This is a genomic window from Streptomyces sp. NPDC111744, assembly GCF_055634995.1.
The window spans coordinates 459,647-482,751 of the sequence record NZ_JBVKCG010000004.1 but is presented as its reverse complement, the minus strand read 5'-3'; the positions used below and the strand labels follow the sequence as shown (position 1 = coordinate 482,751).

The 23,105-nt window shown below is 70.8% G+C and carries 19 protein-coding genes and 2 pseudogenes; 14 read left to right on the top strand and 7 right to left on the bottom strand.

All coding sequences use genetic code 11. The features are described from left to right. Nucleotides 1-457: 457 nt before the first annotated feature. Nucleotides 458-1,972 carry a DEAD/DEAH box helicase gene (locus ACZ7OO_RS12435; protein WP_471504123.1) on the bottom strand — a complete coding sequence of 505 codons (1,515 nt, stop codon included), beginning with the start codon at nt 1,970-1,972 and terminating at the stop codon, nt 458-460. 232 nt (nt 1,973-2,204) lie between these two features. After that, nucleotides 2,205-2,408: a cold-shock protein gene (locus tag ACZ7OO_RS12430; protein ID WP_030224351.1), complete on the bottom strand. Its 204-nt coding sequence runs from the start codon at nt 2,406-2,408 to the stop codon at nt 2,205-2,207. Between the two features lie 506 nt (nt 2,409-2,914). Between ACZ7OO_RS12430 and ACZ7OO_RS12425 the strand changes: the two genes are divergently transcribed. Next, a complete protein-coding gene (locus ACZ7OO_RS12425) occupies nt 2,915-3,523 on the top strand; it encodes a hypothetical protein (protein WP_471504122.1) in 609 nt (202 codons plus the stop codon). Here ACZ7OO_RS12425 and ACZ7OO_RS12420 read toward each other — a convergent pair. Beyond that, nucleotides 3,511-4,485: a TolB family protein gene (locus ACZ7OO_RS12420; RefSeq protein ID WP_471504120.1), complete on the bottom strand. Its 975-nt coding sequence runs from the start codon at nt 4,483-4,485 to the stop codon at nt 3,511-3,513. The genes ACZ7OO_RS12425 and ACZ7OO_RS12420 overlap by 13 nt on opposite strands. 431 nt (nt 4,486-4,916) lie before the next feature. Between ACZ7OO_RS12420 and ACZ7OO_RS12415 the strand changes: the two genes are divergently transcribed. Beyond that, the gene (locus ACZ7OO_RS12415; protein WP_471504118.1) at nt 4,917-7,079 is read left to right on the top strand and encodes an ATP-binding SpoIIE family protein phosphatase; all 2,163 of its coding nucleotides are present in this window, start codon (nt 4,917-4,919) and stop codon (nt 7,077-7,079) included. A gap of 69 nt (nt 7,080-7,148) precedes the next feature. On the opposite strand, the gene ACZ7OO_RS12410 is transcribed toward ACZ7OO_RS12415, so the two are convergent. Beyond that, entirely contained in the window at nt 7,149-8,333 is a 1,185-nt protein-coding gene (locus ACZ7OO_RS12410; protein ID WP_471504116.1) for a beta-ketoacyl-[acyl-carrier-protein] synthase family protein, read from the bottom strand. A gap of 486 nt (nt 8,334-8,819) precedes the next feature. Between ACZ7OO_RS12410 and ACZ7OO_RS12405 the strand changes: the two genes are divergently transcribed. After that, nucleotides 8,820-10,202, top strand: coding sequence for a hypothetical protein (locus tag ACZ7OO_RS12405; RefSeq protein ID WP_471504115.1), 1,383 nt, complete (start codon nt 8,820-8,822; stop codon nt 10,200-10,202). A 212-nt stretch (nt 10,203-10,414) separates the two neighbouring features. Further along, nucleotides 10,415-11,893 (top strand): serine/threonine-protein kinase, encoded by a 1,479-nt coding sequence (locus tag ACZ7OO_RS12400; RefSeq protein WP_471504113.1) that lies wholly within the window; start codon nt 10,415-10,417, stop codon nt 11,891-11,893. 226 nt (nt 11,894-12,119) lie between these two features. Here ACZ7OO_RS12400 and ACZ7OO_RS12395 read toward each other — a convergent pair whose 3' ends face one another. Then, nucleotides 12,120-13,061 carry a M56 family metallopeptidase gene (locus tag ACZ7OO_RS12395; protein WP_471504111.1) on the bottom strand — a complete coding sequence of 314 codons (942 nt, stop codon included), beginning with the start codon at nt 13,059-13,061 and terminating at the stop codon, nt 12,120-12,122. A gap of 16 nt (nt 13,062-13,077) precedes the next feature. Beyond that, nucleotides 13,078-13,467 (bottom strand): BlaI/MecI/CopY family transcriptional regulator, encoded by a 390-nt coding sequence (locus tag ACZ7OO_RS12390; RefSeq protein ID WP_471504109.1) that lies wholly within the window; start codon nt 13,465-13,467, stop codon nt 13,078-13,080. Nucleotides 13,468-13,594: 127 nt separating this feature from the next. Between ACZ7OO_RS12390 and ACZ7OO_RS12385 the strand changes: the two genes are divergently transcribed. The 4 genes from ACZ7OO_RS12385 to ACZ7OO_RS12370 all read left to right on the top strand — a co-directional run bounded on the left by ACZ7OO_RS12385 (nt 13,595) and on the right by ACZ7OO_RS12370 (nt 17,469). Further along, the gene (locus ACZ7OO_RS12385) at nt 13,595-14,251 is read left to right on the top strand and encodes a DedA family protein (protein WP_471504107.1); all 657 of its coding nucleotides are present in this window, start codon (nt 13,595-13,597) and stop codon (nt 14,249-14,251) included. Beyond that, entirely contained in the window at nt 14,248-15,465 is a 1,218-nt protein-coding gene (locus ACZ7OO_RS12380) for a glycosyltransferase family 4 protein (protein WP_471504105.1), read from the top strand. The genes ACZ7OO_RS12385 and ACZ7OO_RS12380 overlap by 4 nt, the downstream gene beginning before the upstream one ends. Nucleotides 15,466-15,549: 84 nt before the next feature. Then, the gene (locus ACZ7OO_RS12375) at nt 15,550-16,386 is read left to right on the top strand and encodes an undecaprenyl-diphosphate phosphatase (RefSeq protein ID WP_471504103.1); all 837 of its coding nucleotides are present in this window, start codon (nt 15,550-15,552) and stop codon (nt 16,384-16,386) included. 411 nt (nt 16,387-16,797) lie between these two features. Continuing rightward, complete coding sequence (locus ACZ7OO_RS12370) at nt 16,798-17,469, top strand: DedA family protein (RefSeq protein ID WP_471504101.1); 672 nt, start codon at nt 16,798-16,800, stop codon at nt 17,467-17,469. A 26-nt stretch (nt 17,470-17,495) separates the two neighbouring features. Here ACZ7OO_RS12370 and ACZ7OO_RS12365 read toward each other — a convergent pair whose 3' ends face one another. After that, a complete protein-coding gene (locus ACZ7OO_RS12365; protein ID WP_471504100.1) occupies nt 17,496-18,182 on the bottom strand; it encodes a hypothetical protein in 687 nt (228 codons plus the stop codon). A 274-nt stretch (nt 18,183-18,456) separates the two neighbouring features. Here ACZ7OO_RS12365 and ACZ7OO_RS12360 point away from each other — a divergent pair, with 274 nt between their 5' ends. From ACZ7OO_RS12360 to ACZ7OO_RS12335, 6 genes and pseudogenes are all read left to right on the top strand, one after another. Further along, nucleotides 18,457-19,662 (top strand): permease, encoded by a 1,206-nt coding sequence (locus tag ACZ7OO_RS12360; protein WP_471504098.1) that lies wholly within the window; start codon nt 18,457-18,459, stop codon nt 19,660-19,662. 338 nt (nt 19,663-20,000) lie between these two features. After that, nucleotides 20,001-20,132: pseudogene (locus ACZ7OO_RS12355) on the top strand (helix-turn-helix domain-containing protein); the annotation flags it as partial. 214 nt (nt 20,133-20,346) lie between these two features. Beyond that, the gene (locus tag ACZ7OO_RS12350; protein ID WP_471504096.1) at nt 20,347-20,838 is read left to right on the top strand and encodes a LysR substrate-binding domain-containing protein; all 492 of its coding nucleotides are present in this window, start codon (nt 20,347-20,349) and stop codon (nt 20,836-20,838) included. 19 nt (nt 20,839-20,857) lie between these two features. Then, nucleotides 20,858-21,161, top strand: a pseudogene (locus ACZ7OO_RS12345) (transcriptional regulator); the annotation flags it as partial. Nucleotides 21,162-21,643: 482 nt separating this feature from the next. Next, nucleotides 21,644-22,201: a TetR/AcrR family transcriptional regulator gene (locus ACZ7OO_RS12340; protein ID WP_471504094.1), complete on the top strand. Its 558-nt coding sequence runs from the start codon at nt 21,644-21,646 to the stop codon at nt 22,199-22,201. Beyond that, nucleotides 22,198-23,091: an aldo/keto reductase gene (locus ACZ7OO_RS12335; RefSeq protein WP_471504092.1), complete on the top strand. Its 894-nt coding sequence runs from the start codon at nt 22,198-22,200 to the stop codon at nt 23,089-23,091. The genes ACZ7OO_RS12340 and ACZ7OO_RS12335 overlap by 4 nt, the downstream gene beginning before the upstream one ends. Nucleotides 23,092-23,105 lie beyond the last annotated feature (14 nt).

Below are 23,105 nucleotides of genomic sequence, written 5' to 3'. Positions count from 1 at the left end.
CTACCCAAACACCCTTAATCTTCCCCCCCTGTCTCCCACCGACCTTCCCCCCTCCCCCCCCCCCAACACAAACAGCCCCCCGGCGAGGGGGGCCCCCCCCCCGACGCGCGTCGGCAGGGCCCTCACCGGGTCTCTGGTGGCGGTTTTCCGCCTGTCCTTGAATGCGGTCTCCGCCTGTCCTTCACGCCTCCAGGGCCGGCTGGGTTGGATCAGCGGGCGAGGGCGAGGACGGGCGGTCCGGCGAGTACGTCCCGTAGGCGGCTCCAGGGCCTGTCTGACAATTCCCGTCGTCGCCCGAAGGGCGGCCTCGCGGCGTCAGGTGCGTGCTCTCGGCGTTGCCGGGCGTAGGCCCTCGTACTGGACACGTACTTGTCTGCGGCGAGTTGGGGTCCCCCCGGCCGGAGGCTGGGGGAGCGTGCATGGCGTCGCGAGACGGACGGGAATTGCCAGACAGGCCCTAGGCGGCCGAGGCGACGCTGGGCCGCTGCTGGGCCCTGCGGCGCGCCGCTTCGCCGACGGGCCGGCCCTGGCCTGCGCGGCCCCGGCGGCCCCGACGTCCCTGGGACCGCCCCTGGGACGAAGAAGACGCGCCACCGGGACGTTCCACGGCCGGCGCGCTGACGACGACCGGGACTCCCGACGGAGCCTGGGCACCGGTGATGCGGCTCAGCTCCGCCTCGCCCGAACGTACCTGGGCGACCTGGGGGTTGATGCCTGCCGAAGCCATCAGCCGGCTCATGTCGCGACGTTGATCAGGGGTCACCAGGGTGACGACGCTGCCGGACTGGCCGGCGCGGGCCGTACGACCGCCACGGTGCAGGTAGTCCTTGTGGTCACTGGGCGGATCCACGTTGACGACCAGGTCGAGGTTGTCGACGTGGATCCCGCGTGCCGCGACGTTGGTCGCCACCAGTACCGTCACATGCCCGCTCTTGAACTGGGCCAGAGTCCGTGTGCGCTGCGGCTGGGACTTGCCACCGTGCAGGGCCCCGGCGCGGACACCGCTGCTCAGCAGGTGCTTGGTCAGCCGGTCCACCGCGTGCTTGGTGTCGAGGAACATGATCACTCGACCGTCTCGCGCCGCGATCTCGGTGGTCGTCCGATGCTTGTCCGCGTCGTGCACATGGAGGACGTGGTGCTCCATCGTGGTGACCGCGCCCGCCGACGGATCAACGGAGTGGACCACCGGGTCCGTCAGGTAGCGGCGGACCAGCAGGTCGACGTTGCGGTCAAGGGTGGCCGAGAAGAGCATCCGCTGCCCGTCGGGCCGCACCTGGTCGAGCAGGGCCGTGACCTGGGGCATGAAGCCCATGTCGGCCATTTGGTCGGCCTCGTCGAGGACTGTGATGGCGACCGCGTCCAGTTGGCAGTCGCCCCGGTCGATGAGGTCCTTGAGCCGCCCGGGTGTCGCGACGACCACCTCGGCCCCGGTGCGCAGCGCACCGGCCTGCCTGCCGACGGACATCCCGCCGACGACGGTGGCCAGCCGCAGGCTCACGGAGCGGGCGTACGGCGTGAGCGCGTCGGTGACCTGCTGGGCGAGTTCGCGGGTGGGGACGAGGACGAGAGCGAGCGGCTGCCGTGGCTCGGCGCGCCGCCCCGCCGTGCGGGCCAGTGCGGCGAGGCCGAAGGCGAGCGTCTTGCCCGAGCCGGTGCGGCCACGGCCGAGTACGTCACGACCGGCCAGGGAGTTCGGCAGGGTCGCCGCCTGGATCGGGAAGGGCACGGTCACGCCTTCATGGCCGAGCGCGGCCAACAGCCTTGCAGGCATGGCCAGTTCACCGAACGATTCGACGGCGGGCAGCGCGGGCGTGATCGTCTTCGGCGGCGCGAACTCGCCCTGTACGGCCTGTGCGGGCCGGCCGGCCTGTCGATTTCCGTAGCCCTTGGAACGGCGCGGACCAGCGGAGCGGTTGGCGCCGGCAACTCCTCCGAAGCGGTCATATGTTCGGGATTTCTGGGCACGGTTCATGCGGAACCTTCCTTGGTGCGGCGCGTAGCAAGGAATTCCCGCAGCAGAAGAGCGGCGCAGAGAATTTCGAGACGAGCCGAAGTCGATGTGGGTCGAGTCGGACCGACGGGGAATGCGTCACCGGCCGGTGACCTGGTGGAACCTTCCCGTCGCGCGCCCCGAAATGCAGCGAGCTGGGGCCCGCACCCCAGAGGTGCGGGCCCCAGCTGCGAAGTATGCGTCAGCGCCGGCGTCAGGCGGGGACGATGTTCTCGGCCGTCGGGCCCTTCTGGCCCTGCGCGATGTCGAACGACACCTTCTGGCCTTCCTGCAGCTCACGGAAGCCCTGGGCGGCGATGTTCGAGTAGTGGGCGAAGACGTCGGCGCCGCCGCCGTCCTGCTCGATGAAGCCGAAGCCCTTTTCCGCGTTGAACCACTTCACGGTGCCAGTAGCCATTTCATTTCTCCTTCGGAGACGATGTCAGGAGTTCGCCCTGTGCGAATTCCGTGTCGCCGTGATGATTACCCCGTCGGAAATGAACCTTCTGGCAACCACACCTGCAACTTTGATCGACAGTAGCACGGCGCGATCACCCCTGCACGGTGGCTAATTCCGCTCCGGCCGGCCGTCGAGGAATACTCGCCGTACCCCGCACCTATTTCTCATTCCACGGGCACAGGTATTGCTCTCCCCGCGCACGGCATTCCTGCCCCGTGCTTCCACCCACAGCCCTGTGACCTCCGTCATCGGGAGATGTGTCGTCCCCACCGCCGGCAGCGGACCGCCCGACGGTGAACGCTCCGAGACTCCCCTACCGCGATGAAGGTCACATGGCAGCGGGCCGGTTCCTCCCTCGTGACCTCCTCAAGGCATCGTGAGGGGCGGCAGCGGTGCAAGGCGGGCAGCGGGGCCGGTACCGGGCAACCGTCGCGGTAACGCGGGCCCGTGGGTAACCATGGGGTGTGCGATTCGATTCCGTGCCCATGCCGGCGACCGTCGAGGCCAGACCTCGCGACAGCCGTGGCTACCCCGTACCCGCCATCACTCCGTGGGAGGGGGACGAGCCCCAGTTCGCGATCACCGACTACGGGCGCAGCGCCGAGTGCGCGCGAAAGCGTCTGTGTTCCGTCTGCAACACCCTGATACCCAAGGGCCCGGTGTGGCGGGTGGTCGGCGCCGCGGAGAGTTCCGCGATCCGCGAGGCGCTTGCTGCCGGGCGGCCGTACCGCAACATGGCGGCGACACTGGAAGCTCCGGGGCATCGCGCGTGCATGCTCTACGCCGCGATGGTCTGCCCGTACCTGGCTCGCCCCAACGCGCGGCGGGGGCTGACAGCGGAAAGCCCGGACGACATGACCGCGCATGTCGTCCGGGGTGCCGTCCGGGGTGAGCTGGGCGCCGTGGTGGGGTTCGGCGACTACGAGTTCGCCGTCACCTCGACCCAGGTCCTGTTCCGCTTTCTCGATGTGGTCGAGTACCTGCCGCATGACACAGCCGACCAGCACCTGGCCGAGCTGAGGGCCGAACTCGCCCGCTCCGGCGGCCGTTTGGGCGGCGGTCAGCCGCGGTAGGCGGGCAGGCCGGTGTGCTTGGAGACCTTGACGGGGTTGCCGAAGCCGTGAGCGGTCTTGGTGACGGTGTACGTGCCGGTGGGAGCGCGGAAGGCGATGGTCTTGCCGTTGGGCGACCAGGTGGGCTCGGTGTAGTCGGTGGTGGCGTTGGGGGTGATGTCCTTGACGACGTTGGTGCCGGTGCTGAAGTCCTCGACGAAGAGGTGGTCGTGCCCGTGGACGGACCGGACGAAAACGACCTCCTCGTTGTCGGGGGAGAGTGCGGGCTCGGAACCCTTGGCCAGCGCGCCGCCCTGCTGACGCAGGTAGTCGTCACGGATGTAGACCTCGCCGGTGTGAGTGTTCTCGTAGACGGCCGAGCCGTAGGCACCGCCGACGTTGGGCCAGGCGTTGTCGGTCTGCGGGACGCCGCCGTCTCCCGGGTCTCCGTTCAGGCTGATCTTGGCGGGCTTGCCGTGGTTGCTGGTGGCCTTGATGCCTTCCAGGACGGTGCGGCCGTGGATCTTGGCGGCGAAGACGAGGTTGTTCTTCGCGGGGATCTGGTTCGCCTTGTCGGCCGCGGTCACCTGCCAGGTGGGGTGCGACCAGGTCTGACCGCCCGGGTTGGCGGCGACGGTGACGCGGTGGCTTCCGTCGGGGTTGGAGACGACGAGGTTGCCGTGGCCGTCGATGAAGGCGGCCTTGCTGCCGCTGGGGTTCCAGGCCAGGTCGCGGACGACGGTGCCGAAGTCGATCGACCTGCCGTTGACGAGGACGTGGCGGGTGCCGTCGCTTATGGTCAGCCCCCTGGGCACGGTGACCGTCTGGGTGGACGCGGCTGCGGCGACCATCGCGGCGCCGGCCTTGGCATCGCCCCTGGAGGGAGCGGCCGTCGCGGTGGCGGCCGTGCCGCACAGGGTGAGCAGTGCGGCGGCACCCGCGGTGATGACGGCTGCGGTGCTGCGACGGTTACGAGCGGACATCGAGGTTCCCCCAGGGATGTGGATGACGCTGTGACGAGAGTGCACGGGAACCGCCCGCCGTCCCCGGGACCTGACCGGTCCGCTCGGCTTGCCGCCCCATGCGATCAGAGGAGTCTTCCAATGGAGGATGACGGAGCTGTGCGCCCGCTGTCACAGCTGTGCAATAGCGGGCACAACGGGTGAGGAAACGACAAGAACGGGCGCCGGGCCGCTTCCGCGGGTCAGGTGGCCGCCGTGACGCGCCGGCGCCCGCCACGGGGACATCACCTTCCGTCACTGTCCGCGCCCGCTGTGCGATCCGCTGGTGTAGGCGAAGCGGTCCCGGGTGTTATTGAATGAGGTGTGCGGTCAGGAATTCGGGACCCTGTCGCCCGGGTTCTGGTACGGCCCCGGCGCTGTGCCGGGGCTGGCGAGCGAGCTGAGAGAGCCGCATGGACTCCACCCCCTCCCCCTCGTCTGCGTCGCCGTTCGACATGGTCAGCAGCGCTTTGGGACAGTACATCCCACGCGGCGGAGCGGCAGCGGCCACCGGTTCCGCCGACCCGCAGGGCGACAGCGCCGCCCGCCAGCACGTACCCGCCAACCCGACCCCCGGCCGTCAGGAGCAGATCCTCGGCGCGGTCAGCCTGGACCGGGATCTGAGAATCACCCGCAGCAATCTGGACGCCCCCGTTTTCGCCGGGGTGGAGGCCGTGACCGGGACCCCTTTCGTCGATCTTCTGCCTCCCTGGGACGTACCGGCGGTCACGCGTCGGTTGCAGCAGGTCCTCGAGACCGGTGAGCCGCACGTCGCCCGGGTCCAGCGCCTGCGGCGCGGCGACGGGTCCGAGCTGGTGGTCTCGATGAGCATCCTGGCCGCGGCGGCGCCCCAGGAGGGCCTGACCGTCTCCCTGATCGCCATGGCCAAGAGGCTGCACCTGTACGCCGCCGAGACCGCGATCGGCACGTCGCTGGACATCGGCGAGACCGCGCAGTCGCTGGCGGAGTCCCTGCTGGCCTGGGGAGACGTGACCGCCGTCGACCTCGACTTCGCCGTATGGTCGGGCGAGGTCGTCACCGAACAGCCGCAGGGGCGCATCCGGCTGCGGCGGGCGGCCCTGGTACCGGACCGGGCGTGGCCCGACGGCTACGTGACTCCCGGCGACGATCTTCCCAGCGACGCGAGTCGCCTGCTGTCGCACGCGATACGGCGTGACGATGCCGCGCAGGCCGTCGTCATACCCGACCGGGAGGCGATCGAGCGGGTACTCGCCAGTCCTCAGCTGGTACGTGCCCTGGTGCCCGGTGACCGCGCGGCGGGTGTGGCGTGCATACCGCTGGTCCTGGACGGCGCGCCGCCCGTCGTTCTGGGGGTGGCGGAGGTATGGCGGCGGGCGGACCGCCCCTTCCACGACAGCGAGTTGTTCGACTTGCAGGAACTGGTGTCCAGGACCTCTCATCACGTCGACCTGGCCCGTCAGCACCAGCGCGAGCACAGGCAGGTGCTGGCGTTGCAGCGCCGACTCCTGCCCCGGTCCGGCGGCGACACCATCGAGACGGCCAGCGTCTACCAGCCCGCCACCCCCGACAGCGCGGGCGTCGGCGGTGACTGGGTGAACAGCTTTCCGCTGCCGGACGGCCGTACCGCGCTGGTGGTCGGTGACGTCGTCGGGCACGGCCTCGGAGCCGCGGCGACCATGGGACAGCTGAGCATGGAGGCCCGCGCGCTGCTGTCCGCGGGGCTGGCGCCCGACGAGGTGCTGGAGCACCTGGACGAGACCGTGACGCTGCTGGACGACGCGGAGTCCGGGCTGGCGGCCGGTTACAGCGCCCTCGGGTCGACCTGCTGCATCGCCGTCTACGACCCGGTCAGCCACCGCGTGTCACTGTCCAGCGCCGGCCATCTCCCCCCGGTCCTCATGCCCCCGGACGGGCCCGCCGCCCCGGTCGCGGTACGCCCCCATCCCGGGCTGGGCGCCGAGTTCGCGCTGCGGGAGCCGTACGACGTACACGCGTTCGACGCACCCCCGGGCTCGCTGCTCGCCCTCTACACCGACGGCCTGGTGGAGGATCCCGCCCTGCCGATCGACGAGGGCATCGACAGGCTGTCAGCCGCCGTGTCCACGGTGCACCCCTGGGATGCCCTGCAGCAGGCCGCGCGGCATGTGGTCTCCGCGCTGGCGCCTGTGCGCCGGCGCGACGACGTGACCCTGCTGCTCGCGCGCATGCTCGGCTACCGCAAGGGGGACACCGCGACCTGGCGTCTGCCCGCCCGCGGCGACGCTGCCGCCCGTGCCCGCACGCTGGTCTCCGAACTGCTGGGGCAATGGCGTACCAGAGACGACACCCGGGACAGAGTGCTGCTGGTGGTCAGCGAACTGGTCGCCAACGCGGTCCGCTTCGCCGAGGGGCCCATCACGGTACGGCTGATCAGGGCCGGGCACGGGCTGCTGTGCGAGGTGGGCGACACCGGCAACGGCAGGCCGCGGCTGGGCCCCGGCGGGCTCCTCGACGACGGTGGCCGTGGCTTGTACGTCGTGCATGGGCTCACCTCCCGGTGGGGGGTGCGGTGGACAGACACCGGCAAGGTGGTCTGGGCATCGGTCGAGAGGTGACGCGGCTGCGGGTGGGCCGGGCGGCGTGCGCCACCCGTCAGGCGGCGGTACGGGCGGCGCGAGCTCGCACTACAGCCACTCCCCCGCCAGGGCGGTGGCCGTGAGGCCCGGGGCCGCCGCGTACAGGACGGCACGACTGCCCCGTTTCTGCCCGGCGTCGTGCGCCCTGCGCAGGATGTCGAACACGGCGGCGCCGCCGCGGTTGCCGCTGGTGTAGCTGTCCCGGCTGTAGTCCAGCAGTCCCGACGGCCACCCGTCGGGCATCGTCTGCTCCATGTACTCCAGCACTCGCGTCCCGCCGGGGTGGGCGAGCAGGACGTCGGGGTGCCACGAGTCGGGGTCGTCCTGGTAGCGCAGGCGCAACCACTCCCACATCGCGGTGACCGTCTCCTGTACGGCGCGCGGCCCGCGCCGGTCCATCACGAAGTGCGTGCCGTCCTCCCGTGTCTCCAGGCGGTGCAGGTCCTGGGTGCCCGGCAGGGTGTGGTGCCAGGCGGCGTCCAGCCGCAGCACCGACTCGGCCCTCGGGCGGCCCGTGACCACCGCGGCGACCGCGGTGTCCGCGAACAGCAAGCGGACGATCAAGGACTCCAGAGTCTCGTCCGCGGGCTGGTAGGTCGTGCTCAGTGCCTCCGCGATCACCACCAGGACCACCCGGTCGGGGTCCGCGGCCACGAGATCCGCCGCCAGCGCCAGGGAGCGGGTCCCGGCTATGCAGGCCCACTGGGTGGCCGGCAGCAGCAGCACGTCGTCGCGGAGCGGGAGTCTGTTGGCCAGGGCCACGTCCAGCCCCGGCAGCGCCGGGGTGGTGGAGTGACTGGTGATCAAGCAGTCGACGTCTGCGGCGTCCAGCCCGGCGATCTGCAGGGCCCCCCGCGCCGCCTGCTCCCCACAGGACTGCACGGCCGCCCAGGCCGGTGCGGTGCGCTCCTGGACGGTCTGCGGCGCGGGTATCGCCTCAAGCGCGGCGATCACGCGATCCACGTCCTGCTCGGTGAACCCGTCACCGGCCAGCGCCTCTCGGGCCGGCCCGATGCCGGCAGCCGGCAGACCGCTCCCGTTGCCGGGCGCGACGGCGGTCTCCAGCGGCAGCATCCACCTGCGGGTTTCGATGCCCGTACTGGCCGCGATGCCGTCAATCCGCGGCGCCCACGCCGCGTGCGGGTGCCGACCGCGCACTTCCTCCACGATCTGGCTGGTCTGCACGGTGTGCTCGCCGTGTATCACGGCAGGCGGGCACAGGTAAGCGGCCATGGTTGGCACCTTTCTACGGGGAACGAGGAGAACGCCACGAACGCTGTGTCATAGCCCACTTCGACACAGTTCGTCCAAGTCAGTGGCAGTGCGGTCCACTTCGGGCTGCATCCGTTTCGAGCATGGAGGCTAAACGGGCATTTACGCTGTGACCTGGGCAACTTGGACGACCCTTGCTTGCGTGACACGGCGCACACTGCTCCCCAGGAGGCCGGCGCTGCGCCGCGCGTACCCGACATGCCGTCAGCCCGGCGCCCGAAGGAGGCAAGCACGAGCGGACCCGCTTCCTCTGCGGTGCGTCGAGGAGCGGCGCATCCGACTCGTGAGGGTCAGCAGAACGTCCGCATCCCCGAGAGCCCCCTGTGCCCTTCGCGAGTCCATCGCCTCTCGCACCATGGGCCGCTGAAGAGGCCTCCGTCCCGCTTCGGAAGGGCTGCCGCCTGACGGCCAACAGCAAGGCGGGTGCCGGCGGGCGAGCACGCCATCATGGGCAGGTACCGGGGCTGCCTCTGCTGCACCGCGGCCCTGGCGTACTACCGGAACAAGGCGGGGTTCCGAAACCTCGACTTCGACCCGAACCCGGGCTTCTACTACTGGGAATCGCTCGAGAACCTGTACCGGCACCAGGCGCACGTCGTCAACGACCCCGATTTCAAGCGCTACATGATGGAGCTGGCCTCGCACATGCCGGCCACGCCTGCTCTGTCACGCATGCAACCACCCCTGGATGCCCACGAGAACAACGGCCCGGAGAGCATCGTGGACGCCGGGCTCGCCGCACGGCGGAACTACCGGACCCCGTCCCTCAGCGACATCGAGATGGACTACGACGAGAGCGCGCAACCGGTCTTCTCTTCCTATGACCGCAAGCAGGACGTCGCGGGCACAGAGGCGGGGGCCGCCCGCGTCGGCCACGGATCGGACCAGATCAAGTCCAGGCTCCGCGCCGACCGCATCATCACCCGTCCCGAGGACCGACAGCAGATCCAGAACACCTGGCTCAACGGGACATCGGAAGAGAAGAAGAACCTCTTCAAGTACTGGGAGGAGACGGCAAGGGCAAGCCGTCCGGAACTCGCCGAAATCATCAGCGAGGTGGAGAGCGAGCGGAGCATGGAAGCCATCAAGTCCGCCATCTACCGCTACGTGAAGGACCGAACCGGCCATGAAGCCCGCGACGGTCGCGAAGCCGGCGCGCCCGTCACGCGCAGGCCGGACAAGGGCAAATACGCGGAGAAGAAGACAGAGCCGAGCAAGAAGAAGTCGTCCAAGCCCAGCCGCAAGTCCATGAACAAGGAATCCAGCGGCTGGGCCACGATCAAATCGGTGATGGCGGCTGACGACTACTTCTACTCCGAGTGGCGCCGCAGGGAAAAGGGCAAGGAAGAGTCGTACATCGAGCCGGGGAGCATGCCTGACGCCCTGGCCCGGACCGTGGCCGCACTCAGCAGCGAGTACACCGTGTCGTCGATGGCGCGCATGCTGCACATGGCCGAACGGTCACTCACCCGTCTCGTCAACTCGGTGGAGCCAGCCAATGTGCCGGCCGGCCAGGCGTCCGGGCCGGTGTACGACGAGGACGTCCCGATGTCCGGAACGGGCGGCGACGCTCCGCACGCCGGCTACTCCCGGAGCCTGACCGCCTCGGGCAGTGGTCACCCATATGCGATCCCGGACGTGGGAACGTCCACCGGAGCAGCGCAGCACCGCGACTTCCGGGGCTATACGCGGCAGGTCGACCGTATCGGGCAGGTGACCTACGTCGACAACGAAACCGGTTCCGTCAGCATCTGGGACGAAGACACCCGGCGCATGGTCGTGATCAGGGAACCAGCCCAGCAGAGCGACATGGACTGGAGCTACTCCTAGGACCGAAAGAGGCCGCTGCGGCAGAGCCGCTGTCCGGCTGGCAGCCGGCCGGACCTGCCGCAAACGCGCCGGCCACGGAGGGAGGTAGGGCCGGTTTCGACGCTGCGCCGACTTGGGCCGGATATCTCGCGCAGGCTGGGGGTACCCGCCTCGCAGCATGGCCCATGGCCCATGGCCGAGTCCGGTACGCGGTGACAGCAACGGAGAACCAGATGAAGGCCCGCCAGTCAGCAGCCCCGCCGACACCCGCGTCGGTGCCAGCGGATGAGCAGCCCGCCGAAGTCCTCTCCGGCCGCTACCGGTTGGGCGCGAGAATCGGATCGGGAGGCATGGCCGACGTGTACGAGGGCGTTGACACGCGCCTTCGGCGTCCCGTGGCCGTCAAGGTATTCCGACCCGGTCCGGACCCGCAGACAGAGGACCGTCTCACCGCGGAGGCCGTCCTTCTGGCCCGCCTGCAGCACCCGAACCTGGTCACTGTCTACGACGCCGGCCGCCACGACGACCGCACCTACCTGGTCATGCAACTGATCGAGGGCCCCACGCTGCGCGGCCTTCTGGAGTATGGAGCGCTGCCTGAGCGGCGTGTGGTGAATGTGGGCGCCGCCCTCGCGCAGGCGCTGACCTATGTCCACCGGGCCGGCGTCGTGCACCGAGACGTCAAACCGTCGAACATCCTCCTCGATGCGGCCGGTGCTCCTCACCTGGCCGATTTCGGCATCGCGCGCCTGACCGACGCCACCCGCCACACGGCACCGGACGTGCTGCTGGGCACCGCCGCCTATCTGGCACCGGAGCAGGTTGAGGGCAGGCGGATCGGGCCGGCCGCCGACGTCTACGCGCTCGGCCTGGTCCTACTGGAGTGCCTGAAAGGCGAACTGGAGTACCAGGGCACCCCGTTGGAAGCGACAATCGCCCGCCTGCACCGCCCACCCGAAGTCCCCGCCTGGCTCCCGTCGGACCTCGCGGCCCTGCTGCGGGCCATGACCGCCCAGGACCCCGAGGCCCGCCCGGACGCCGAGCAGTGCGCGCAAGCCCTCGCCTACCGGCATGCCGGACCTGATCCCTACCCCCTGCCGCTCCCGGTGCCCTCCGAGGCGCGCCTTCCGACGCCGCCGGCCGCTCACCCCGGAACGGATGAGCACATACGGTCTCAGGGAGCGGCGGTCACCCGGCGCGACCTCCCCGGCGGCACTCGCCACAGCCGTCGCCTGGCCGCGGGCACGGCCCTGGCCCTCTCCGTGGCTCTGGGCGCGACTCTCGCCGTCACATCGAGCACGAGCGGAAGCGACGACCGGGCAGCGGCGACGCCCGCCGTGACCCCCACCCACCCGCCCTCCGGCACGGCGACTGCCAACAGCGGGCCCGGTGCCCTCCCACCCACCCGATCTCACGGCGCTCAGCCTCCCTCCAGAGCATTCGGCGCCTCCCACGCTGCGGCTGCGCCAACCGGATCTCATGCCCAGCCCGCCTCCAGGACACACGGCGCGGCGGCTGCCCTGAAGTCGAGCCGCAGCGCCTCTGCACCGCCCGCGAGCTCGAGCGGATCGGCGTCACCGCCGCCGGGATCCGTGCCGACCACAGCGACACCAACGGCGACGCCAACCGCTGGCACGGCGACCCCATCACCAACGCCCTCGAAGAGGGACGGCGCTACCGGCGCACCGCCCAGCCCAAGCCCGACGTATTAGAGGCCGTCCCGCGCCCTGCACCACCCGCGAGCGGGCTGCTGTGAGCGGCTTCGGCGAAGTCCGTACAGTTCGGCAGCGTCCAAGAGGTGCGGGCTGCATCGATGTGCGGCTCTCCCGCGGTGGGGTCCTCGCCCGGTTCGGACGCAGCCGAGAACTCGGGGGCGCGAGCGGCCACGGTGGTGCCGCAGGCGACCGACGGCAGAGTGGGGCACCTCCGGCGGAGCGCTCAGCCGACGCCGACGGTCTTCAGCAGGTGGTGGAGGTCGTGGGTGGCCTCGGCGGTGGCGAGCGTCGCGGCGGTCAGGACGGCCGCGGTTGCCGCGGTGAGGGCCGGGTGACGTCCCAGCGGTGGCGCGAGAAGCGCGGCCACGCGGCGGGGAACCGGGCCGGCGCCGGCGGATCGGCCACGCCGGCCGAGGATGCCGAGGGCGGCGCCCGCGGTGCGGGCGAGGGCCGGGGTGCGGTGGGCGGCGAGGGCGGCCTTGCCGACGGTACGGGCGACCCGCTTGCGGTCACCGGTCGAGGCGGCCGCGTTCTCGTCGGCCCAGCGTTCGATGGTGTAGGTGACGGCGGTGGCGAGGGGGCGCAGCAGGGGGTTGGCGGCTGCGCCGAGCTGGGCGAGGGCGACGAAGGCGTAGTGGTGGGCGGTCAGGTGGGCACGTTCGTGGGCGAGCAGGACGTCGTGCTCGGTCTCGTCCAGGGTGTGCAGCATGGCGGTGGAGACGACGACCCGGCCGGGCAGTCCGGGGATGGCGTAGGCGTCCGGGGTGTCGTCGTCGACGATGACCAGGCCGTCGCGCGCGGGCATGCAGGCGGCCTCCCATGCGGCGGCGGCCAGGGAGCGGGCGCGTCGCCACAGCATCCGGGCGGCCATGAGCACGGCGCCGCCGAGCAGCAGGCCGGCGATCAGCGAGATGTAGAGCTCGGCCGGGTCGTCGCGCTGGGCGGTGAGCGCGGACCAGTGGCCGAGAGCGGCGAGTTGCGGGATGCGGATCAGGCCGGCGACGGCCAGCAGGCCCAGGGAGGTCGTGCTCGCCGCGCCCAGGACCAGGGCCAGGGCAGCGAGCAGCCAGGTGGCGAGGCAGGGCTCGCAGCGTTCGGCCAGCGGGCGGGCACCGAGCGGGGCGACGAGCGAGAGCAGCAGCGGCAGGTAGACGGCGACATGCATCCGCGCGGCCCCTTTCCTACTGGCCGGGGTGGGGGTCGGGGCCCAGCAGCTGGCGCAGCAGCTCGGCGTCCGCGCCGGACAGGCCGTCGGCGAAGCGGGCGAGGACGGCCTCGCGGTCGGGCCGCTCCTCCAGGACGGTGCGCATACGGCGGGCGGCGAAGCCTGCCTCGTCGGTGACGGGGGCATAGGCGTAGGCCCGGCCTCGGGGGGTGCGGGCGAGCAGTCCCTTGGTGTGCATACGGGTGAGGATCGTCACCACGCTGCTGTACGACAGGTCGTCGCCGAGCCGCTCGGCGACCTCCCCGGGGGTCAGCGCGCCCTCGGCCCGCTGCAGCAGAGTGAGAATCTCGGCTTCACGCACGCCGTTGGCCCGCTTGGGGCCGCGTCCCTCTGTGTGGGCGCCCATGGGTTTGTCGTTCTCCCGCCCGTCTTCTACAGTCGTGTAAAACTTCTACTGCCGTGTAAATGCTGTCGTCGTCCGAGTGTGCCATGCGGCCGGGCCCGAGGACAGCAGAGGCAGGAAAGGATCCCAGGTGCTTCAGGCACTCAATCCGCTGGATGCCACCTCGGTGCTCACGGCACTCGGCGCCGCGGGCGTCTTCCTGGTGCTGTTCGCCGAGACCGGCCTGCTGATCGGTTTCTTCCTGCCCGGCGACTCGCTGCTGTTCACCGCCGGCCTGCTGGCAACGACAAGCGGCGCCGGCAGCGTGCACCTCGCCCTGCCCTCAGTGCTGGCCGCGGCCGTCTCCGGCGCGCTGCTCGGCGCCCAGACCGGCTATCTCCTCGGCCGCCGGGCCGGGCGCACGCTGCTCGGCCGCAGCCGCAACCGGCATCTGCTCGACGGCATCGCCCGCGCCGAGGACCTCCTCGCCCGCTACGGCCACGGCAAGGCGATCGTGCTCGCCCGCTTCATCCCGGTCGTACGGACCGTGCTCAACCCGCTCGCCGGGATCGTGCAGGTGCCCGCGCGCACGTTCGCACTCTGGCAGACCGTCGGCGGCCTGGTGTGGACGGTCGGCCTGGTGCTCGGCGGATACGCCCTGGGGTCGAGCATCCCGAACGTCGACCGCTATCTGCTCCCCCTGGTGGGTGTCATCGTCGCCGTCTCCCTGCTGCCGCTGGTCCTGGAAGTACTGCGCGCCCGCCGCCGCGGCCGCGCGGCAGAGCCGGCCCGAAGGCACGCGGCATGAAGATCACGTTCCTGATCCACGACATCTACGGGATCGGCGGCACCAACCGCACCACCCTCAACCTCGCCGCGGCGCTCGCCGACCGCCACGAGGTGACGATCGTGTCCGTCCGGCGGCACCGCACCCAAACCAGGTTCGGCATCGATCCGCGGCTGACGGTGGTGCCCCTGGTCGACGTGCGCAAGGGCTCCGCCGACCTGGCCGATCCGCTGCTGCAGGAACCCTCCCTGGCCTTCCCCGCGGCCGAGCAGCGCTATCACCAGTACAGCCGCCTCACCGACCGGCGCGTCGAGCAGTACCTGCGGGACTGCGACGCGGATGTGCTGATCGGCACCCGGCCCGGCATCAACGTCTACCTGGCCCGCTTCGCCCCGCCCCACGCCCTGCGCATCGCCCAGGAACACCTCACCCACGACCGCCACAGCACGAAGCTGCGCGCCCAACTCGCCCGCCACTACCGCGACTTGGACGCGGTGGTCACCACCACGGAGGCGGACGCCACCGTCTACCGGGCGAGGATGCGCCTGCCGGGGGTCAGGGTCCTGGCGATTCCCAACGCTGTGCCCGACTCCGGCCTGCCGCCCGCGGACGGCAGCGCCAAGGTCATCGCCGCGGCCGGACGTCTGGCCCGCGGCAAGCGGTTCGACCTGCTCATCGAGGCGTTCACCGAGGTCGCCGCCGAGCACCCCGACTGGACCCTGCGCATCTACGGTGCCGGCACCGAGAAGGAACGCCTGCAACGGCTGATCGACGACCATGAGCTGGACGGCCGGGCGGTCCTGATGGGCGTGGCCTCGCCGATCGAGGCGGAGTTCGCCAAGGCGTCCGTCGTCGCCTCCGCCTCCGACGCCGAGTCCTTCGGCATGACCCTGGTCGAGGCCATGCGGTGCGGCGTCCCGGTCGTCGCCACCGACTGCCCCCTCGGCCCCGCCGAGATCATCCACGACGGCGTCGACGGCCGCCTCGTCCCCATGGGCGACCGGCAGGCGCTGGCCACCGCGCTGCTCGACCTGATCGCCGACGAACCCGGCCGCCGCCGCATGGGCCGAGCCGCCCGTCAAACCTCCCACCGCTTCGACCCCGAGCGGGTCGCGAAGGTCTACGAGGACCTGTTCGCCGAACTCACCGCCACGCGCAGCTCCCGCGCCCAGCAACGCGCCAAGGCCCGTTGGCGCGGCTGGGCAGGCCGGGCCCTGCACCGACTGCGCCGCTGAAACCCGTACCCGCCCGGGCGGCAACTCCACCGTTCTCCGCCGACCACCGACACCTTCACCCACCCACCGCAGAAAAGGACCCCGATGAGCGCCATCAGCCTCGGTCAGGCCGTCGTCCTCGGAATCGTCGAGGGGGTGACCGAGTTCCTGCCCGTCTCCTCCACCGGGCACCTGAAGATCACCGAGGGGCTCATGAACATCCCGATCAACGACCCCTCCGTGGTCGGCTTCACCGCCGTCATCCAGGTCGGCGCCATCGCCGCCGTGCTCTGCTACTTCTTCAAGGACATCACGCGGATCGTCTCCGCCTGGGGCCGCGGCCTCGTCAACAAGGAGGAGCGTTACCACCACGACTACAAGTTCGCCTGGTGGGTGGTATACGCCACCATCCCGATCGTGGTGGTCGGCCTGGCCGCCAAGAAGCTGGTCGAGGGGCCACTCGGCTCGCTCTGGGTGGTCGCCGGTTCGCTGATCGTCGGGTCCGGCGTGATGTGGGCGGCCGACCAGATGGGCCGGCACAAGCGCGGCGAGGACGACACCACCTTCAAGGACGCGATGCTGGTCGGCAGTTCGCAGATCCTGGCGCTGCTCTTCCCCGGTTTCTCCCGCTCCGGCGCGACCATGTCCACGGCGCTCGTCCTGGACCTGGACCGGGTGGCGGCCACGCGGCTGTCCTTCTTCCTCGGCATCCCCGCCCTGACCGGCGCCGGCCTGTACGAGCTGAAGGACGCCGTGGGCGCCGGGGTCGGTGCCGTACCGCTGGCCGTGGGCACCGCCGTCTCCTTCGTGGTCGCCTACGGCTCGATCGCGTGGCTGCTGAAGTTCGTGGCGCGACACTCTTTCAACGCCTTCGTGATCTACCGCATCATCATCGGCGTGGCACTGCTGGGCCTGCTGACCACCGGGGTGCTGAACGCCTGACCCCGTCGACCGCCTCACCGCCGCGGCCCTGCACCGGACACCGGAGGACGACGGATGAGCCAGGCCCCTACGGTGCAGCCGGCGCCCGCCCGCCAGATGTGGCCGCTGTACGCGGCCGGGTTCACCACCGCCTCAGGGGACCTCCCGCCCCCGGCTACCGCGGCGGGCGGCGCCGAGCGCGGTGGCCGGGGTCAGGGGACCTCCCGCCCCCGGTGGTCAGGGCCTTCCGGCCCCCGGCTCCGCCCCGTGAGGCGCCCGGTCGCGGGCTGACGAAACGGGCGTGATCCGGCCAACAGGCCGCCGGTCCACCGACCTCACTTCTACAACAGGTAGTAGATTTGGCTGACGGTTGCCGTGCCCGGCACCACCGCCCAGTCCGCCCGGTAGCCTCGGTTCCAGAGGTGATCCACGATGACCGCACCTCCGTTGCCCGGCGTATTCGCCGCCCTCGCCCCACTCCTTGACCACTGGGGTTACGCGGCGGTCGGCGGCCTGCTCTTCCTGGAGGACTTCGGCGTGCCGGTCCCCGGGGAGACGGTGCTGATCGCCGCCGCCGTCTACGCCGGAGCGGGTCGGCTGAACGTCCTCGCGGTCGCCGTGATCGCGGTACTCGCCGCCGTCTGCGGCGACAACATCGGCTACGTCATCGGCCGGTACGGCGGCCACCGCCTCGTGACGCGCTACGGCCGCTACGTGCTGCTCACCCCGGCACGTGTCGCCAAGGCCGAGGCGTTCTTCACCCGGCACGGCGGCAAGGTCATCACCGTCGCCCGTTTCATCGAGGGACTGCGCCAGGCCAACGGCATCATCGCAGGGCTGAGCGAGATGCCCTGGCGCCGGTTCCTCGCCTTCAACGCGCTGGGAGCGGGGTTGTGGGTGGGTGTCTGGGTGACCCTCGGCTACGCCGCCGGAGACCACATCGGCACCCTGTACCCGGCCATCCAGCGGTACGAGCTGTACCTGCTCGCCGCGGCGGGCCTCGCCCTCGCCGTCGTAGCCGCACGCCACCTGCTCCACCGTCGCGCCGCTGGCGCGACCCAGTCCTCCCCCGCCCCGGACGATCAGGACACGCCGGCCCCGTGACTCCCGGCCCGCCGCACCGGTGTCCGTCAGCAGCGGCCGGTACCCTCTTCGGCGTCGATGCCGGTGGCGATGGCGGTGTCGATGGCGATGGCGGTGAGGTAGGAGCGCAGGGTGAGGGACGAGGTGGGCCAGGGCCGTGGGTGGGGGCGAAGCCGTCGCCAGTCGTACGGCGGATGGCCCAGCTTCGGGCGGTGCCGGTCGTAGCCGTTGATCAGCGCCCAGCCTCCGACGCACACCACGATCACCACGCGTGCGGCGACATCGACGGGGCGCGCTCCGGGCACCAGCAGGCCGCCGACCCCGGCCGTCCACAGCCAGTATCCGAGCAGCGGGTAGACGACCACTTGATGCCAGATCTTGGTGGGGGCGACCGCCTGCTGACGGGTGAAGAATCCCGACCGCAGCTCCCCGTACCACTGCACCAGACCGAAGACCAGCCAGCCGCCGGCGGACGCCAGTGCCCACCACGGGCCGGCGGGCCCGCTCGGCGGCATCGCACCCATCCGCCACACCCCCAGCCCGACCGCCGCGGCCAGCAGCGGATCGCCGAGCAGCACCGCCACGAACCCGGTGCGAAAACCCATCAGACGGCGCTCCAGCACCAGCGCCAGCACCCACAGACCACCCGGTGTGACCGCCAGCGCCGCGAGGGCCGCGACCCAGGGGCCGTGCTCCAGCGGTACACCCAGCCAGGGAAGATCAGGTCCGCTCACAACAGAAACGATTGCCCGGCGCGCCCGCCCCCATGCCCGGGGTGGAACATCGCCGCTCGCCGGCGCTGTTTTGTGAGAGGTCACCGGTGACAACGGCGGCCCGGACCTGACCTTCCACGCCGAGCTGCCCACCTCGGGCAACTGGCGACTGTCCCTCCAGTTCCAGACCGGTGGCAAGCTCCACCCCGCCGCCCTGACTCTGCGCATCGGCTGACGCCCGGCGGTGCCGCGTGTCGTGACCCGTACGCCGCTCCGGGAAGGGAAGGCTTCACAGATGCACGCCGTCCTGCACGCACTGTCGATCACGGGATCCATGACCTGGGAGATCACCTGGGCCCTGATCCTGGGCTTCGCCCTGTCCGCCGTCGTCCAGGCCGTGGTCCGCAAGTCCACGATCGTCTCCCTTCTCGGCGACGACCGGCCCCGCACTCTCGCCGTCGCCGCCGGCCTCGGCGCCGCCTCCTCCTCGTGCTCCTACGCCGCGGTGGCGCTGGCGCGCTCGCTGTTCCGCAAGGGCGCGAACTTCACCGCCGCGATGGCCTTCGAGATCGCCTCCACCAACCTCGTCGTCGAACTCGGCGTGATCCTCGCGCTGTTGATGGGCTGGCAGTTCACCGCCGCCGAATTCGCGGGCGGCCCGATCATGATCGTCGTGCTGGCCGTACTGTTCCGCCTGCTCCTGCGCGACAAACTGCTGCGTCAGGCCCGCGAGCAGGCAGAGAGGGGGCTGGCCGGGTCGATGGAGGGGCACGCCGCGATGGACATGTCGGTCCAGCGCGAAGGCTCCTTCACTTCTCGGCTGCTCTCCCGCGAGGGATTCACCGCCACGGCGCACGTCTTCGTCATGGAGTGGGCGGCGATCCTGCGCGACCTGGTCGTCGGCCTGTTCATCGCCGGTGCCATCGCCGCCTGGGTGCCCGATGCGTTCTGGCGTGTCTTCTTCTTCGACGGCCACCCGCTCGCGGCCAGGCTGTGGGGCCCTGTCATCGGCCCGCTGGTGGCGATGGCGTCGTTCGTGTGCTCCATCGGCAACGTGCCGCTGGCGGTGGTGCTCTGGAAGGGCGGCATCAGCTTCGGCGGCGTGGTGGCGTTCATCTTCGCGGACCTGCTGATCCTGCCGATCCTGAACATCTACCGGAAGTACTACGGCGCCAGGATGGCCCTCTTCCTCCTGGGCACCTTCTACATCGCGATGGTCACCGCCGGATACGTCGTCGAATTCGCCTTCGGCGGACTCGGCCTCGTCCCCGACCGCAGCCACGCGAAGATCCCCATGGAAGGCGTCTCCTGGAACTACACCACCTGGCTGAACATCGCCTTCCTCCTCCTCGCCGCCGCCCTCCTCGCACGGTTCTTCCGTACCGGCGGCCTGTCGATGCTTCGCATGATGGGCGGATCACCGGACACCGGTCACGATCACGACCCCCACACGCAACACGGGCATCCAGCAGGGGGCGGGCACGGCGAGCACCATCACTGACGACGACGCTCCACCCATGGGTGGAGGGCTCATTCGACCGCCGGCCGATCCACCTGATGTGACGTCGGACTGACCGCAATGGGCCACTGCTGAGCCCGCTCCGCCTGACGGCGAGCCCGGTCCAGTTGCGCGACTGAGGGGGCGACCGTACGAGATCGTGTCGTACGCCGCGTACTGGTACGCCGTCGATTGCCGCCGAGGGGACTCGCTGCGTAGAAGGGGCCGAGCCCGGTCGACATCCTGGCGCCGCCACCGCCCACGCTGAGCCTCGCCGCACGTGGCCCGATCGAGGTGCGCCACTCCACGAGTGGAGACCCGCCAAGCGCCGAGGCATAAGCGTGGCCGACTTCACCCTCACCGGTCTCCGCGTCGTCCAGGCAGTGGTCGACACCGGATCGTTCATCGCTGCGGCCGACGCACTCGGATACACGCAGTCAGCGGTGTCCCGTCAGGCGGCGGCGATGGAAGCCGCCGCGAGCGCACCGCTGTTCGTCCGGGGCCCACGCGGGGTGGCTCCCTCTCCCGCGGGCCTGATGCTCGCCCGCCGAGCCGCGACGGCCCTCAACGAGATCGACGCCGTCAGCACAGACCTCGCCGGACTGCAGGACCACGTCACCGGACGAGTCGCGATCGCGGCGTTCCCCTCGGCCGCCGCCGTGCTCGTCCCCAGGACACTGGCCCGCCTTGGAAACGATCACCCGAGTGGCGGTGATCGGCGTGGGACCGGACCTGCCCGCCTACGATTTCGAGGGCCTGCGCCGCGACCTGCTCCTCGACGGCGGCCTTCTGCTCGCCGTCCCTGCCGACCACCGGTTCGCCGGCCGCGGAACCATCCCGGTGACCGAGCTGAGGGACGAACCCTGGATCGTCGGCAAGGGCCTCCGTGACGACCCCCAGTTCGGCGCCTGGCCCACCCTCGACCACCCGCGGATCGCCTACACCGCCCGCGAATGGCCCACTCGCCTCGGCCTTGTCGCCACCGGTCTCGGCATCGCGGTACTCCCCGAAGTGGCCGCGGCCGCGGTCCCCACCGGAGTCCGCGTCGTTCAAGTCGACGACCCCGCCTGGCTCGGCCGAGCCGTCGTCGCCGTCACGGTCCGCGACCGCTCTTCCGAAGTGACGGCCATCGTGGGGGCACTGCGCCACGAGGCCGCACAGCTTCGTGCGGCGCCATGACGTTCACTCCGCCGTCGCCCCGCTGGGCGTGGTGGTCGTGACCACGTTCGACCAGGACGACTATGTCTACGGGGCGTTGAGCAACGGTGCCTGCGGGTTCCTGTTGAAGGACGCGGGCCCCGGACTGCTGGTGGAGGCCGTACGCGCGGCGACGCGCTGATCTCGCCGTCCGTGACCGTACGGCTGCTGAAGCGGATCAGCGAGCAGCGGCCTGCCTCCAGCGACGAGGTGTCCTCGGGTCCGTTGAGGAACGGGAGTTGGATGTGGCCCGGCTGGTCGCCGACGGGCGGACCAATCAGGAGCTCTGCGCCGAGCTCTGCGTCTGTTCGGGGTCGTCGGCGCGCTGGGCGAGGGCGGAGGTCTCCAGGGCGAACCGGGCCAGGGCTGCGCTGCGCAGGTCGTCGGGTGTGGCGCCGAGATCTGGCGCTGCCCTTGACGGTCCCGACGAGCTTGACGCCCTTCAGCCCCGCCATCGCCTTGAACAGCCCTGCCCGCAGTTTCGGGCTCGCCGGGGACCCGCCGAGCAGGGTGACCGCCTGGTCGAAGGGGGAAATGCTCTTGGGCCTCGGCGGAGTCCGGAGCAGCTTCGCCGGGTCCGTGGTCAGCTGGTCCAGGGACTTCCAGTCGAGGTCCTTCGGCCCGAACTGCCAGTCGGGCCGACGCGCCTGCGCTCGGCCCCGCCGCGAACAGGCTCGGCTGTCACTACCGAGCCTGTTCACGTGCGACGCACCCTCCCCACAAAAGGAACGGACATTCTGTTAGTGTCTCCCTGCAAGCAGAATATCGATTCTTTTTGTGGGGTGTGATGCCGCGGCTCACCGACGCGCGCAAGGAACTCCGGCGCGCCCAGATCACCGAGGCCGCCGTCCGCTGCTTCGGCCGCAACGGCCTGGAACGGACCTCGATCGCCGACATCATCGCCGAGTCCGGACTCTCGGCCGGCTCGATCTACGCCCACTACCGCAACAAGGCCGACCTGGTCCAGGCAGCCGCCCGCGGGGTGCTCGCCGAGCGCGCCAAGGTCCTCGGAGAGCACGCCGCGAGCGACACCCCGCCCGACCCGGACGAACTGCTCGCCCGCCTGATCGCAGCGATCGACCCGGCCGAGGCCCGGGTAGGCGTGCAGACCTGGGGCGAGGCGACCACCAATCCGGCCATCCGCGACATCGTCGTCGACATGACCGACCGGATGCGCGCGATGCTGCACGACTGCGTCACCGCCTGGCTCGTCAAGGTCGAGCACCACGAGCCGGCCATGGCTCGGGAGAGCGCCACCCCGATCGCCCACCGGGTGATGGCGCTCTATCAGGCCGAACTGCTGTACACCGCTTTGCGATCACCGACCGAGGAGACTGCGCCATGACCACCCCGACCGCTTCGTTCGCCGGCCGCACTGTCTTACGCGTCGGCTACGGCGCGTTGCAGCTTGAGCGCCTGCGCGACCGTCACGGCGAGGCCGTCGCGCTGCTGCGCCGCGCGGTCGAGCTGGGCCTCGACCATGTGGACACCGCCGAGTTCTACGGCTTCGGTTTCGCCAACGCCGTGATCCGCGAGGCGCTGCGCCCCGAGGACAGCGTCCTGGTCGTCACGAAGGTCGGCGCCGACCCCGACCCTGGCGGGCGCCGGCCGTTGCGTCTGGCGCAGCGGCCCGAGCAGCTGCGCGCCAGCGTCGAGGACAACCTGCGCAGCCTCGGCGTCGAACAGCTCCCCGTGGTCAACCTCCGCCGTTGCGACTCCGGCCCCGGCCTGCGTCCCGAGGGCGACCAGGTCGTCGACCTCGACGACCAGCTCGCGGTGATGACCGCCATGCGCGACGAGGGCAAGATCGGTGCGATCGGCCTGAGCAGCATCACCCTCGACGGCCTGCACCGTGCCCTGCCGGCGGACATCGTCTGCGTGCAGAACGCCTACAGCCTCGTCTCCCGAGACGACGAGGACATACTGCAGCTCTGCGCGGCCCAGGGCATCGCCTGGGTGCCGTTCTTCCCGCTCGGCGGAGCCTTCCCGGGCCTGCCCAAGGCGACCGACGAACCGGCGGTGCGCGCCGTGGCCGGGTCCCTGGGCGTCACGGCCTCCCAGGTCGGCCTCGCCTGGCTGCTGCACCACGCCCCACATGTGCTGCTGATCCCCGGTACCGCCGACGCCGCCCACCTTGAGGCGAACATGGCGGCCGGCGAGATCACCTTCGACGCCGCATCCCTCGCCAGCCTCGATGCCGTCGAGTCCCGTTCCAGCGAGGTCCCCATCGGCTGACCGGAACCAACGAG

Bases quoted from the DNA above. Each gene is read 5' to 3' on its own strand.
- ACZ7OO_RS12370 (WP_471504101.1), top strand. From the start codon at position 16,798: ATGACCGCACCTCCGTTGCCCGGCGTATTCGCCGCCCTCGCCCCACTC.
- ACZ7OO_RS12415 (WP_471504118.1), top strand. From the start codon at position 4,917: ATGGACTCCACCCCCTCCCCCTCGTCTGCGTCGCCGTTCGACATGGTC.
- ACZ7OO_RS12410 (WP_471504116.1), bottom strand. From the start codon at position 8,333: ATGGCCGCTTACCTGTGCCCGCCTGCCGTGATACACGGCGAGCACACC.
- ACZ7OO_RS12405 (WP_471504115.1), top strand. From the start codon at position 8,820: ATGGGCAGGTACCGGGGCTGCCTCTGCTGCACCGCGGCCCTGGCGTAC.
- ACZ7OO_RS12430 (WP_030224351.1), bottom strand. From the start codon at position 2,408: ATGGCTACTGGCACCGTGAAGTGGTTCAACGCGGAAAAGGGCTTCGGC.
- ACZ7OO_RS12395 (WP_471504111.1), bottom strand. From the start codon at position 13,061: ATGCATGTCGCCGTCTACCTGCCGCTGCTGCTCTCGCTCGTCGCCCCG.
- ACZ7OO_RS12340 (WP_471504094.1), top strand. From the start codon at position 21,644: ATGCCGCGGCTCACCGACGCGCGCAAGGAACTCCGGCGCGCCCAGATC.
- ACZ7OO_RS12400 (WP_471504113.1), top strand. From the start codon at position 10,415: ATGAAGGCCCGCCAGTCAGCAGCCCCGCCGACACCCGCGTCGGTGCCA.
- ACZ7OO_RS12360 (WP_471504098.1), top strand. From the start codon at position 18,457: ATGCACGCCGTCCTGCACGCACTGTCGATCACGGGATCCATGACCTGG.
- ACZ7OO_RS12390 (WP_471504109.1), bottom strand. From the start codon at position 13,467: ATGGGCGCCCACACAGAGGGACGCGGCCCCAAGCGGGCCAACGGCGTG.
- ACZ7OO_RS12420 (WP_471504120.1), bottom strand. From the start codon at position 4,485: ATGTCCGCTCGTAACCGTCGCAGCACCGCAGCCGTCATCACCGCGGGT.
- ACZ7OO_RS12335 (WP_471504092.1), top strand. From the start codon at position 22,198: ATGACCACCCCGACCGCTTCGTTCGCCGGCCGCACTGTCTTACGCGTC.
- ACZ7OO_RS12380 (WP_471504105.1), top strand. From the start codon at position 14,248: ATGAAGATCACGTTCCTGATCCACGACATCTACGGGATCGGCGGCACC.
- ACZ7OO_RS12375 (WP_471504103.1), top strand. From the start codon at position 15,550: ATGAGCGCCATCAGCCTCGGTCAGGCCGTCGTCCTCGGAATCGTCGAG.
- ACZ7OO_RS12435 (WP_471504123.1), bottom strand. From the start codon at position 1,972: ATGAACCGTGCCCAGAAATCCCGAACATATGACCGCTTCGGAGGAGTT.